At 54.8% G+C, this 14,422-nt stretch carries 7 protein-coding genes; 5 read left to right on the top strand and 2 right to left on the bottom strand.

The genetic code is table 11. The features are described from left to right. Positions 1 to 239 precede the first annotated feature (239 nt). The 5 genes from KJ970_14955 to KJ970_14975 all read left to right on the top strand — a co-directional run bounded on the left by KJ970_14955 (position 240) and on the right by KJ970_14975 (position 11,246). Entirely contained in the window at positions 240 to 821 is a 582-nt protein-coding gene (locus tag KJ970_14955) for a PadR family transcriptional regulator (GenBank protein MBU2692219.1), read from the top strand. Next, positions 811 to 2,325, top strand: a complete 1,515-nt coding sequence (locus tag KJ970_14960) for a TolC family protein (protein ID MBU2692220.1) — start codon at positions 811 to 813, stop codon at positions 2,323 to 2,325. The genes KJ970_14955 and KJ970_14960 overlap by 11 nt, the downstream gene beginning before the upstream one ends. A gap of 36 nt (positions 2,326 to 2,361) precedes the next feature. After that, complete coding sequence (locus KJ970_14965) at positions 2,362 to 3,543, top strand: efflux RND transporter periplasmic adaptor subunit (GenBank protein ID MBU2692221.1); 1,182 nt, start codon at positions 2,362 to 2,364, stop codon at positions 3,541 to 3,543. A 93-nt stretch (positions 3,544 to 3,636) separates the two neighbouring features. Then, positions 3,637 to 6,720 (top strand): efflux RND transporter permease subunit, encoded by a 3,084-nt coding sequence (locus KJ970_14970; protein ID MBU2692222.1) that lies wholly within the window; start codon positions 3,637 to 3,639, stop codon positions 6,718 to 6,720. 173 nt (positions 6,721 to 6,893) lie between these two features. Beyond that, positions 6,894 to 11,246, top strand: a complete 4,353-nt coding sequence (locus tag KJ970_14975) for a fibronectin type III domain-containing protein (GenBank protein ID MBU2692223.1) — start codon at positions 6,894 to 6,896, stop codon at positions 11,244 to 11,246. A 28-nt stretch (positions 11,247 to 11,274) separates the two neighbouring features. On the opposite strand, the gene KJ970_14980 is transcribed toward KJ970_14975, so the two are convergent. After that, positions 11,275 to 11,790, bottom strand: coding sequence for an N-acetyltransferase (locus KJ970_14980; protein ID MBU2692224.1), 516 nt, complete (start codon positions 11,788 to 11,790; stop codon positions 11,275 to 11,277). A gap of 121 nt (positions 11,791 to 11,911) precedes the next feature. Further along, on the bottom strand, positions 11,912 to 14,413 hold the full coding sequence (locus KJ970_14985) for a T9SS type A sorting domain-containing protein (protein MBU2692225.1): 2,502 nt from the start codon (positions 14,411 to 14,413) through the stop codon (positions 11,912 to 11,914). Positions 14,414 to 14,422: the final 9 nt, after the last annotated feature.

Here is a 14,422-nt window from a genome sequence, read left to right on the forward strand (position 1 = left end):
GACAACGTTCGGGATCGGCTGCTCTTAAGATCCCGAATCAACCAAGAGAGACCGCGGCCCGATAGGGATCGCGGTCTCTTTTGTAGATGTCTCGCCGACGAGATTCAGTAACCTCTTATAATTCAACAGCAAAAATCAGAAAGCCTGAGCATTTATTTCAGTGCATATTATCCCATATTTGAGTATTCTATATTCGAATACTCGAAAACCGGACGCAAGATCCGAAAAGGAGAGTCGTCATGAGCCTCACCGTCCCGCCAAAGAAGAATGAAATCGCCGCCCTGGGGCTGATTAATTGGCAGCCGATGCATGGTTATCTCTTGAATCAGAAGATGCAGCAGCTCGGGCTGGAGCAGTGGGCCAATATATCCCAGTCATCAATCTACTATGCCCTGAATAAATTGATGGAGCATGGGGCCGTGACCGTGACGACCGAGAGGGAGGGCAAAGCGCCCGAGCGCACGATCTACCATATTACGGAAAAGGGCCGCCGCCTTCTCGCCGGGCAACTCCGGGTCGCGATGGGTAAAATCGAATCCGATGATCTTCTTTTCTATCTGTCGATGTCATTCATCGATGCCCTCCCTATCGCCGAGACGATCTCCCTTCTTGAAGCGAGGGTCGAAAAGTTGAATGAAATTATCAAACTCGAGAAAAGCCAAGCGGGAGAGCCGGGAATGCCGCCCCACCTCATGGCTCTATGCCATGTCGGCGCTCGCCATATGAATGTAGAACTTGAATTCTGTTTGGAATTGATCGCGCTGTTCAAATCTCACCCCGATTATTTCGAAACCCTCGGAGGAATGTCCAATGAAGGTTAAATCATCGCGAAATATCATCAGCAGGAGCCGGATCGCTTGCGTTTTTGGGAAATCTCCTTCGGCGTCCACGGCGTCAGCCCGCCGGTTTTTGGCCGCATTATTATTTATGCCGGTCCTCCTCTTTCTCGAATCGCCATGTGATGCTTCTTATACATTATGTGAAGCGGTCAGCCGGGCTTTGGAGCATAACCATAACATCGCGGCGAAGAGCCACGCCCTCGATGCAGCTGTCTGGGCGCACCGGCAGGCAAAAGCACAGCTCTTCCCATCACTCTCCCTGCAATCTTCCTACACCCGGCTCGACGACGAGACGGTGAAACGCGCCAATAGTATCGGACGCGAGTTGACCTTTTTTTATCCGGATACCGCTGGTAACTTCCAGGCCGAGACGGTCGAGATTCCCCAGACGGTCTTTCGCAACGGATTTGAAACACAGATTACGGCGCAGATGCTGCTTTTTCACCCTACAGTCTGGAATGGGGTCGCCGCCACCGGTGCGATAAAGGATGCCGCCTATTGGCAGGAAATCCTGACGCGGCAGGAAACAGCGCATCAAACGGTGAGAGCCGGCATCCAACTCCTAAAAGTCTATTCCTTGATCGAAATTCAGAATGAGCATCTCGCCCAGGCGAGAGAAAATACAGCCCTCGCGGAGAGGCTCTTCTCCGTCGGCCGCTATTCAGAGGCGGATGTCCTTCGCTGGCGCGTTGAAGAAGCCCGCCGGCAGGGAGAATTGGCCCAGCAGGAGAACCTCCGGCGTGTCAACGCCATGAGTCTCGAAAATCTGCTCGGTGAACCTTCTGGTGGTTTTCTGGAGCTGGACGATCACCTCCCGCAGCCAATTCTTGATCAAATTGATCTTTTCCTCGGGTTTGATATGAATGAATGGTCGGACTTTGAGAGCCGGCCCGTCAACGAGATAATAGAGAATAATCCCACATTGAAGATATTGAACAACTCTGTACGGATTTCTGATCTCGAAAACCAACGCAGCAAGACAAAGCTGCTACCCAGCCTCACTCTCAGCGGCTCCTACGGCTGGCAAAATAATAACACTCTTAATCTCGACGGCGCCAAAGCGTGGAATGCAAGCCTCGTTTTCAGTCTGCCGATCTTTACAAGTTTCTCCAACTATTCCGAGTGGCAGATGACCAAGCGAAAGGTTCTACAAACCCGCGAGGAAAACGAAGTGGCCATCCGAGGGCTCTATCTGAGCGCCGAGGCGGCCAGATCCTCCATACGAAGCAACACCAAGCTTTTGTTGCTGGCCGAAGCCACTTTGGAAAGCGCGAGACGTAATCTTGAAATCATGCACAGCAATTACACATTGGGACGATTGACGAATCTTGAGTGGATCGATGCTAACTTGACCCTTCAGGAGGCCGAGCAGATCCATTCAGCCGCTTATTACGATCTCGTTCTCGCCATCGCCGATTTCTTCCAATCGCGGGGAGAAATCCTGGAATTGTTTTCAGGGACGGGCGCAGAAGGCGTTTCTCATTGATAGTTTGACTCACAGAGTGAATGGAGAGGTTCAAAGATGATATTTCAATCAACGAATTCGCCGAACAAGACTGAACCAGCACAAGAACACCGGTCGCTGGAAGGGATGAAGCCGTCACCGTCCCTTCCGTTGTTGCCGTCGGTCTTATTAATCAGCTTTTGTCTGGGCGTCATATTCCTCTCCGCCGGATGTGGCGCCAAGACGGGATCACAGAAGGATACCTCCGCCATTCCGGTGGAAATTTTGACCGTCTCTCCGGATTCCTTGACCGAAACGGCCGTTTTGACCGGCCTTCTCAAAGCCTACCGGGCTGTCAATGTGGTCAGCGAGGTTGGTGGTGAAATTACCTCAATCCTGCATGATGTCGGTGATCGCGTAGACTCAAACATACTCCTCGCCGTTATTGACAAGACCATATCGCGAGAAAGCCTCCATCAGGCTGATGCGGCGGTGATCGCTGCGCTCGCGCGGTTTGAAATGACAAGAAACGATTATCAGCGCGATTCGACTTTGTTTAAGACCGGCGATATCGCCGCCGCCGTCTACGATAACAGCCATCTCGCCTATCGAGCGGCCGAAGCAGAGCTTCTGAGCACCAAAGCGGCGAGGGAACTCGCCAAGCGGCAGCTTGATAAAACCGACCTGCGGGCGCCCTTCAAGGGAACCCTGTCACGGCGTCATTGCGATGTCGGAACCTACATTGTCCCAGGCCAGGCGGTTTATCGTATCGTTGATATTGACTCTCTGCGTCTTAGGCTCGGTGTTTCACAAAATGACATGATACAGCTGTCGGTTGGAAAGCGTGTCTTAATCACACCCGATGCGCTTAGCGATTGGACATTTGATGGAAAGATCCGTTCGGTTTCTCCCGAGGCGGATGAAATATCCCACACCTTCAGTGTCGAAGTCGTCATTCCAAATCCGCCGGGATATCCCCTTCGGGATGGATTGGTCGTTCATGCGACTCTGCTCCTCAAGGAGCATCCCGCCGCTTTCGCTGTTCCCAGAGAAGCGATTCTGAAGCAAGGACCGGAAACATACCTCTTCGTCATAGTGGACTCAACGGCTAAGCGGCGGGCAGTGGGATTGGGGCCGCTTATCGGTGATCGTTATGTCATCGAGAGTGGATTGAAGAACGGCGATAGAGTGGTCGTCGTCGGGATGCGAAACCTGCGCGAGGATTCCGAAATCATTATCGAGAAGCAGCCCAGGCAGTGACCGCCTGGGGAATAAAGCCCTTCGGCTTTTATGGGGCCGGGCATGACGGAGCCATCGAAAGACAGTACGTAATGAATCGAAGGAGTTGATGTCATGAGTAAAATGTTGCCGCGCTTTTCCGTGAATCAACCCGTCCTGGTGAACCTTTTGATGTTGGGTATCTTTCTGGGCGGTCTCTTCGCCTTGATGGCGATGCCGCAGGAATTGAATCCGAATATCAGCTTCAACTGGGCCTTTGTTACAATTCTCTATCCCGGCGCCTCACCACAAGAAGTCGAAGATCTCATTATCATTCCCGGCGAAAAAGAACTCGACAAGATTGATAGCGTGGATGAGATCCTGGCTACGGCCGGTGAGGGGTTCGGATTCTTCTTTCTGAAATTTAAGGATATGTCCGATTCCGATTTCACGGTGAAGCTCCAGGAAGTCCGGATTCAGATCGACAATACAGATCTACCCAACGATATCGAGGATCCGATCATCGAGGATTTCGGATCTGATGACTTCATGCCGATCGTGGCGGTCGGCGTTACGTCCGACGGCGATCCCAAGACCGCGTCACTTATCATCGATGATCTCGCCGAGGATATTGAACGGATCGCCGATGTCGCCAAAGTTCAAGTGTCGGGATTGGAGGACCGGGAAATCTGGGTCGAAGTGGATCCTATGAAACTCAATGCGCACAATCTGACCCTTGGCGGCATTGTGCAAGCCCTCAACCAGCGAAATATTAATTTTCCGGGCGGAAACATCACTATCGGGCGATCTGAATTTCAAATCAGGGCTTTGAGCCGGTTCACCTCCCCCGAAGAAATCAACGATCTTGTTCTAAAGATCGGGCCATCCGGAGGGATTGTATACCTCGGTGATGTGGCGACCGTCAGGGAAGCGCGCGCCGAACGATCGACTCTATCCAGGCTCAACGGCAAGAACGCCGTTTCAATTTCCGTTTCAAAATCGGCCCAGGGGTCGACATTCGCTATTGCCGGCCGAGTCAAAGAGCTCGTCAAACAATATCGCGCCGCCAGTCCTGAGGGAATTGAATACACCATCACAATCGATTCGACCAGGCATATCAGCAGGATTCTCAGCGTTCTTCGTAATAACGCACTCATCGGTATCTCAATAATCTTCATCATCTTGTTGATCTTTCTCGGAAGAGCCAATGCCCTACTCGCTGCGCTCGGCATCCCGCTGTCCTTCATGATTACTTTTATCCTGATGAAGTTCACTGGAAACACCATCAACGGTTCAAGCGTCTTTGCGATGATTGTCGTCCTTGGTATCATTGTCGACGACGCCATCATTGTATTGGAAAATGTTCATTGCCACCGGCAGCTGGGGAAACCGCTGCGGGAAGCCGTGATTGACGGCACGTCGGAGGTTGTGAGTCCGGTAACGTCGGGGATCCTCACGACTATTGCGGCCTTTCTACCGTTGATGTTGCTGCCCGGCATCATGGGCAAGTTCATGCGTGTTATCCCCCTCGTCGTCAGCCTGGCCCTCGCCGCTTCGCTATTTGAGGCGTTGGTGATGCTGCCGTCTCATATCCACGATTGGACAGGCGGCTCCACCCGGCACATGAAACCCGAGTTCCGCGGTTATCTATGGCTGCGTGAACGATATGAGCGGATCGTCCGACGTTTTATGAAACGGCGCTATCTCGTCATGCTGGTGATGACCGTTATCTTGGGCGGTTCTCTCGCGCTGATCCCCCTCGTCGGTATTCAGATGTTCGGCGAGGAAAACCTCGATTTCTTCACTATCCTTATAAAACTTCCCGAGGGTACGACACTCGAAGAAACGGATCGCATTATTAGTAAGATCGAATCAGCCGCCTTGAATCTCCCCGCGACTGAAATCTCATACATAGAGGCCACCCCGGGACTTTACCAAGGTAATGATGACTGGATCATTCGCAATAATGTCGGCCAGGTTCTGGTCAGCCTAATACCGGACAAAGCAAAACGCAGGCCGATGGATGAGATCATTGCGAGTCTTCGCGATTCTATCGCAACAGTCAGCGGCCTCTCCTCACTGAAGTTTGAAAAGCCGTCGAGCGGGCCTCCCTCGGCCCCGCCCGTGAGCCTTCGGCTGACCGGAAAATACTTCAGTGAATTGGAACGGGCTGTCGCCGATATCAAGGCGGTTCTCTCCAATACCGAAGGGGTCTACGACATCCGCGATGACTTCCCGGGGGGAAAGCAGGAAATTCGCTTTGTAATTGATGACGAGCGCGCCGCACTGTACGGACTCACGCCCCGGGAGATAGCCATTGAGCTTCGCACCGCCATCGGCGGCGTGAAGGCGACGACGTACCGCGAGGGTGATGAAGATATCGATATCATTGTGAAATTTCAGGAGGAGGCCATTAACTCGCTTGCCGAGATCCGCTCGCTACAGATCTCCACGAAGTCAGGAACGTCCGTCCCTTTGTCGGATGTCGCCGAGATCAGTATTCATGATTCCGTGACCGAGATCAAACGACGGAATCTAAAACGTACAATAATTGTCGGAGCTGATATCGACAAATCCGTCACATCGGTCGACCGGGCGATCAAAAATATCACACCGGTCTTTGACGAGATCCGCAAGCGATATGAAGAGGTCGATGTCGAGATCGGCGGTGAATTCGAAGAGTTCAATCAAGCTTTCAACGATATCGGCAAGCTGTTTGCCATCGGCCTCATGCTGATGTACCTGATACTCGGAACACAATTCAGGTCATACATTCAGCCATTGGTCATCCTTTGCACTATTCCCTTCGCCTTCATCGGCGCGATGGTCGGTCTCCTCGTCTGCGGCGACAAATTCGGGATTGTGACCCTCTTCGGCGTCGTCGCCTTGGCCGGGATCGTCGTCAACGATGCTATTGTCATGATCTCTTTTATCAATGCTGCGCGGCAAAATGGACTGGAGCGATGGGAATCGATTGTCTCCGGCGGGACACAACGGCTGCGCCCGATAATTCTCACATCGGTCACCACTATCGGTGGGCTGTTACCGACCGTCTTGGGGATCGGCGGCACTTCGAATGTTTGGCGCCCCCTGGCCAATACAATCACCTTCGGCCTGATCGCCTCCACCCTTTTGACCCTGCTGATCATCCCCTGCATTCTCGCCATAATTGACGATTTGAAGGTAAAACTAGGGATGGCATTGATAAAGGAAAGATAGGGAGAAAAGGGGGGGATCCGTCAGGCGGCCGCAAAGGGGCCGGCCGCCCCCAGCGAACGGTCACCAACGAGGATTCGGCGCTGGACCTGGCATGCAAGAGTGTTACTCTAAATGCGTCGCCGACCACGGCCGCGGTTTTAGGGATGGGCACGAACCGATGGATGGGGGTTGTGATGTCATCCACATGTCCGGGTTTCCGCTGTATCACTTTGGGATTTCTCTCGCTCCTGATCGTCTGTCTTCTGCCCACCGGCTGCGGAAAGGACGCCCGCCCCGGGGAACCCGCCCCGCTGATGATCAGCCTTTCCTGGAAGGGACTCCCAGCACCGGATGAGGGATCCGTGGAGATCGCCGCCATCCGTATCGCATTATACGATACCGAAGAATATCTTGTGACCGAGGGCTGGGACGATGTCGCGGCGGATGATTCGTTCTCGGTGCGGTTGGAGGAGATTCCCCCAGGCGAAGGTTACACTGTCACCGCGGAAGCCCACGGCCTCTATCACCCGGAGGACGGCAGCTCACCTGACTCGGGCCTGGTTTACTTCGCAAGCCGCCGGCATGATGTCTCGGTGACGGCGAATGAGATCACACGCATCGTTCTTGAACTCACACCCTTTGTTCCCCTTTTCCATGATCCGATCCTTGATGGGGACTCCCTCCGCCTCAGCTGGACATCCCTCGATGAGGCCGATGAGTATTACATTTTCAAATCGATCGGCGCCCCGGTCCCGTACAGAACCGCCGACACGACACTGACTCTGAATTGGGTCGTCGAGCGGGCTCGGCAGGACCGCATCCTTTTCCGGCTTCAGGCGCGCAATAGTTTAACCCAGGGGGCCCGTGGCGATACATTGGGTGTCGAATCCCCGCAGACTCCGGGCGCGGCTTTTGTCATCGATTCCTACTCCCCACAACAAGGGCAGACGATCTCGGCGAACGACTCGCTCGTCATAACCCTTAACCGAGGCGTCGATCCCGCAACCCTGATCAATGGCCAAACGGTCTATGTTACGGCCGGCTCGGAAGAAGCGCTCATCAACGATCCGGTCATTTCACAAAACGGGCGGCGCATCGAAATCTATCCCCAAATTGAATGGGCCGGCGGCGCCATGCACGCATTGACCCTGACCACCGGCATCACCGACTCCGCCGGTATGGCCCTCGACGGCTATTCCCCAACCCCCGACCCCGAGAACTTCGAATTGTCATTCTATGTCGACCTGATTCCGAATCGCGCACCGGGGACGCCTGTTCTCATTTCGCCGGATGACGGAACGGTCGACCTCCCGCCGGTCTTTGGTTTCCTGTGGAGAGCCTCAACGGATCCGGACGGCGACCCTGTCACCTACGACTTCCACGCTACACCGAGCATCGGTCATCCGATCTTCCGGGAGGCGGTGGCCGATACGTATGTCATCATCTCCCTCTCCAGTTATACTCCGGGGATTGACTTCACCTGGTATGTAGAGGCTAAGGATCCGCATGGTGCCGGCGCTTCATCTGCCACGCGATCTTTCACATTAATGGATACGCCCGCAATACCAACGGATCTCCGGGCGCTGCTCCGCAGCGACACACGAATAACCGTCGGCTGGACCGACAACTCGACCAGCGAATTGGGATTTCTTCTCGATCGCAAAGGGCCGGCGGACAATGAATTCGTACCGCAGCCCGCCCTGGACGCGGATGTGACGTCATACGAAGACAGCGGGCTCTTACCCCTGCAGACTGTTTCATACCGCGTCCGATCCTACAACGATATAGGAGCATCGGCGCCTTCCGAAACCCTCACCGTCCGGACACGGCCGGCCACGCCATCCGATGTCTCGGCGCATTGGATCTCTCCGGAACGGATCGCCGTTGAGTGGAGCTCGTCATTCCGTTCAGCGCTTTTGCCGGCGGATCTCTTTCTCGTGGAACGTTCCGTCGATGGCTCGCCCTTCTTGAATGCGCGAACCCTTTCCGGTCAATCGAGTCTCTGGATTGACAACGATGTCAATCCAGAACAGGAGTATGCCTACCGGCTGTTGGCGATCGTCGTTTCGCCGCCCGATACATCAGCCGTTTCGGAGACAGCCCTGGCGCAAACATCGATACCGACACCCCTCGATTTCAATGTTGAAGCGCTGGATACCCGGACCGTCGCCCTGACATGGTCCTATCAGGCCCCATCACCGGACAGCTTCCTCGTTCACCGCAGGGAACTCCAGACGCTCGAGTTCAGCCCGCTCATGACAGTGCCGGGCATGGAACGCTCCGCGGCCGATAATAGCGTGCTGCCGGGGCGTGCCTATGATTACCGCCTTCTCGCCGTCGCCGGGACCGACACCTCATTCCATACGCCGACCGAAAACGTTATCGTTCCGATCAATCCTCCCGATCCGATCTCGGTTACCGGGTACAGCCCCACCGAAATCATCGTGAGCTGGACCTATAACGATCCCGACCCCTTGGGATTCCTCATCGAGCGGAGGGATCCGGGGGAACAATCTTTTGTACAAATCGATGATGTTCCCGGCGGCTATGACACGATCCTCGACTCAGATCTTGAGTCGGTATCCCTCTATGCCTACCGAATCAAGGCTTATGATGTCGCCGACACCTCGGCGGCCAGCGTTATCGAATCCGCTTATACATTAACCGGGCTTCCATCAGCGCCGAGGAACCTCAGAGCGGAAGGCGTCTCATACAGCATTATTCAACTAACATGGGATGAACCCGATTCCGGCTCGGTTGACAGCTATACGATCGAAGGGATCCTTGGCGGAGAAGGCCAATGGCAGGAGCTCGGCACGACGGGCGCCGACACGCTGACCTTCGTTCACGCGGGTCTTGGATGGCGCAACTATTGGATCTACCGCGTCATTGCCGCCAACAACTACGGTCCGGGCGATCCGTCATCGCAGGCCGGAGCACGGCCGCTCCTTCCGGCGCCGCAGACGCTCTATGCGGAATCAACAGCGCCGGATGTTATACAAATCCAATGGTCCTACGACTTCAACGCCAATCCCGAGGCTTATGATTTCACCGTCCAACGGGCCGTCGGGGAAGGCGGATCCTTTGAAGACCATCTTGCGAATATCCCCGGCGACTGGAGGCTGTTCGCCGACTACCCATTGGAGCCCGCCACCCTCTATACTTACCGGGTGAGGGCGGAAGACGACTACGGCGTTTCGATCTGGAGCCCCGAGGCTTCCGATACAACCGAAGCCAACGCCGTTCCCGGTACGCCAACCAATGTGAACCTTGAGCTTCTCTCGGCGTATCAGGTCCGTCTCTCCTGGTCGATAGGCAATGGAGGCGCACCGGAAGGTTATGAGATCCGCAAACAGCGGATGCAGGATTCGAGTTTACTCGACTATGATGAGGTCTCCGCCGATCAAGAGGCCTATATCGACACGGTCCTTCCGGCCCGGCGTTATCGCTACGCCGTCCGGGCCTATAATTCCAGCGGCGCTTCAGCCTGGTCGGAAACCGTCGAGAATTGGACAACCGGGTGGCGGAAACTCACGCCTCAAGGTGACGGCCCCGAACTCAACGAGGCGGGCGGCGCGTATGACGAGCCCGGCGACCGGTGGGTCATCTTCGGCGGCACTGATCAGCAATTGGGTTTTGCCGGCGATTTTATAAGCGACGACCTCTGGTCCTTATCGTTTGGGGACAGCGCCTGGACACTCGTCGATGCCGGCGGGGATCCTCCTCCCGGCGCCTACGCCATGAACGCCGCCTCCGACCCGGCCGACCGGCGCTTCTTCTTCATAGGCGGACGCGGCTATAGCGATTACTGGAATTACCGGAGTGTATGGGTCCTGGATCTGAACACCGATACCTGGAGCTCTCTTCCCGACCAGAGCCCGACAACCGGCACTTTTATTGAAGGCGTGCTGATCTACCGCTCTACGCCTGAGAATTGGTACTTGCATGGCGGATGGTCCGCCGGATTTGACGGCCAGCACCCCACATCGATGGAAAAACTCATCTGGGGAGGCGTTGAATTCTCCGAATGGTATTGGGTGCGCCAGGACCGCCCATATGACCCCGTTCCGGTCTCCGGCCATTGCGGCTTTTACAATAACAACCGGAACCGGCTGGTCGTCTTCGGCGGGGAAATCGGAATGCTGACCTACGGCACACCGATCAACACCCTTTACACCGTCAATGTGGGATCCGACACCGATTCCTGGATCGCCGAGGTGACGACCGGCGATATCCCACCGGCCCGCGCGCGCCATGCCGCCGCCTTCGATGCCGATAACGAAATATTATATGTCTTCGGCGGGCTGGTCGGCAATCAGGCTTTCCGGTTCAATGATTTGTATATGTGCCCGGTGGGAACTTCCAATCCTGACCTATACAAATGGACGAGACTGGGGGTTGATCTTCTCCCCCAAGACACCCCCGAGGCGAGAGAAGGCGCCTTGATGATGCTGGATCCTGCAAGGGCTCGATTGGTTCTCTTCGGCGGATGGGATGGATCGAACGCGCTGGGTGATGTTTGGATTTATCAACTCGGTGCGCCGTAAGATTGTTACACCGGCGTGAGCGCGCCGCCTAGGCCAATCCGAAAACCGGCGGGTAAGCCACGCTCCCTTTCACATTGGACAGGGCGCCGGGAACCAACTCCAAAACCATAAAATTTTCATCCGGCACCGGCAGCGAACAGGCCAATCCCAGCGGCCGGGCCGGAGAAAACCCAAATCGCGAATAATACTCAGGATCGCCGACCACTATCACGATGCGGTGATTCAGGTTTGCCGCAGCCTGGTTGCCGTACCGGACCAATGCTGAACCGATCCCCTGATTCTGAAAATCAGGCCGTACGGCGATCGGCGCCAAGGCCAGCGCCCGGTGCTCCCCGGCTTCGGATTTGATGATCAAGGGGCTGTAGAGAATGTGGCCGATAAGCTGCCGGTCAACCTCGGCGACAAGCGAAAGTTGCGGATCAAAATCGTCGGAGTCGCGAATCGCGTCGACAAGATCAGCTTCATGCTTCTGTCCGAAAGCGAGGAGGTGCACTCCTCGTATCGCCTCGGTATCCGACTCCTGCTCCGGGCGGATCGATATCATGAATCATCCCCTCAATCGGCTTGATAAACAGAACTCATGGAATGAGCTTAAGGGGATAGCGGATGAATCTCAAGCACCTTCCGACATCCAACGAAACAGCCACTCAAGGGATACCAATGGATCACCTCAGGAGCAGCATTTTGCGCGTCACCCTCCGATTCTGCGCCGACAAACGGCAGAAGTAGACTCCCGATCCCGCTTGAAGGGCTGCATTATTGCGGCCATCCCACTCCAAGATATGCGGTCCGGCCGGGAAGCTCCTGTGAGCGAGCGAGCGAACGCAGTGTCCGGCGACACTATAGATATCAATCTCGACATCACTTTTCGCCGCTAAAACAAAAGAGATTTTTGTGTTGGCGGCAAAAGGATTCGGTTTGTTTTGATGGAGAGCATAACCTTGATCGGGACCCAGAACGTCGCCCACACCGGTTACGGAATTCATCTTGTTGATCCGCGCGAGTGGGTCGCCGAGAAAGACATAAGACCGTGCTGTATGGCGCACATCAAGCCTGTCTGGAAACTCTTCAAGAAGCCTTTGAACCGCAACCAGAAACGATTCGGCGGCCGGCCTGTCGGGATCGGCATACAGCTCTTGAACAAAATACTTCGCGAAGACAGCATTTGTCGGTTGCCACGATCCTGTGGTAGGTCCGACCCACGCCATAGCGCCTTTATCCCATGACGCTAAAAACTTTTCGGCTATGGGCGCCCCATAATCCGGATCTTCGGTCCGCGCAAAATCCGCTCCGTCACAGGAGCCGGATAGAACCAGGGCCGCGTGGGTCCCATACGGGTCAAGCATGCCCATGTCCCATGGATTTGCCGCATTGGTTTGATCAAAGAAATTTGCCGGCCAGGATCGATTTGAGTAGCTGCTGAGCATGAGGAGCAGCTCCGGCCTGTAAAGATTCCAATGATCGGCCGCGGCCTCATTTCTGGCGCCGCCGCTTGGGATATCCGACTCGTAGAGATGTTGAATCCAAAGCCCGCCGGGCAATTCGCCTTCGACCTGTTGCGCGGCATCGCGCGCACATTGTCCGTCGCCCAGGCCGTCATGATCAAGATCACCGACAAAAAAGCCGACAGATTGAGCGCCGTGCGATCCGCTATCGAAGAATTGATTCATCTCCAGTTTATGACCAAACGCCCAGACATCTTCTACATTGTTAAATGGCAGCCGCGCCAGAACGACGTCCGGCATCTCATCATTGTCGATGTCCTGATAGGGTTGATCCGTCATCCAATAGGGTGTGACATAGGCGGTGTTCAAACCCCGGGAGGCCGTGTCGGATACAGCGAAGGTCGGAATAATATCCTTTGCCGGCTGCCCCCTCTCCGAATAGCCGGAAGCCAGGTACCCGTTATGAATACTCAACCAGTCACCGGTCCAGTATTGCCCGCCCTGCTCGGCCAGATCAAACCACTGCCAATCATTTGCATCACCCACCAAAAGGAAGAAGCGGGCTCCCGACGCCGCCCACGAAGCGATTTCACCCTTGAGATGGGCGCGAAAACTTCCAGGATCGGCGGGATAGTCATCAATCTCCTCGATCATAACGCTGTAGCCGTATCCACCCCAGAATTCAGCATAGGTATATTCAAGGGCCTCTCTGAATTTCAGCGGGCAAAAGATGACAACGGTCTCATCTCGGCCCAGCTGTGGAATCGAGGATAAATAACCATTGTTTAGCCGGCTCTGTCGCAGACAATCAATTCGATCGCGCAGGAATTCTATCGTTGGGCGCGGTTCGACATTGTGTGTTACTTGATTTGTGTGTGTGGCGGCACCATGAAAAATCTCTTGGCCATTTGCCTCAACTTCAACCAGCCGGAACCACTCATGGCCGCCGCCGATTTCGACATGATGGAACCCCGCCCCCGGGCTAAGGGGCGGGGTCAACGAATTCCAGGGGCCGGCAAGGGTGTAGCTTCCATCGATTCTATAATGAGACGTGCGGTGTTCGCTCGAGACCTTCCATTGAGCGACTCCGTCGACGACGGCAAAACCGTGTACAACAGCCGCTGGATTATCAGGGCGGTAGAATTTTATATCCGTTTGATCATATGGACAATGATTCCATCTGTGCCGGACTAATGGTCCTTTGCCCCATTTGGAGACAAGATAACCCGGAATAGCGGTTGTTATCGCTGAATGATTACCATTTGGGAAATTGGCCTTCCTTGGGCCCCCGGCCGAGAAAACAGTCACTGTTTCCGGATTGACGCCATCAACTTCAAAGTAGCTGCCATCTTCCCAATAGATGTCCTCTGCCACTATGACTTCATTATATGTCGAACAATACTCAGCTTTCCCCATCCCAATCCAGACAGGATCGCCACCCTCAGAAGCATGCCAGGCATAACCATGGCAATTATAAGTAAGCGTGGACTCCTTCAATATTTCTGCGTCCCACCCGCTGAACGCGATAAGAAACTCGACGTCAACGTTCCATGTCTGAATGGAATCATACGGGGCCTCATCCCGAACCCAGGCGCAGGGTACCATCGAGCCATTCGGCGTATGGACATCGAGCGCAGGATAATCCTCGGCATGGGCGGGACCAAGAAAGATAAATCCACTAAGCGCGAGGAGAAGGGCCGGGTAACTCACGAACCGGATCATTTTTATCGC

Source organism: Candidatus Eisenbacteria bacterium (genome assembly GCA_018831195.1).
GTDB lineage: Bacteria > Eisenbacteria > RBG-16-71-46 > CAIMUX01 > JAHJDP01 > JAHJDP01.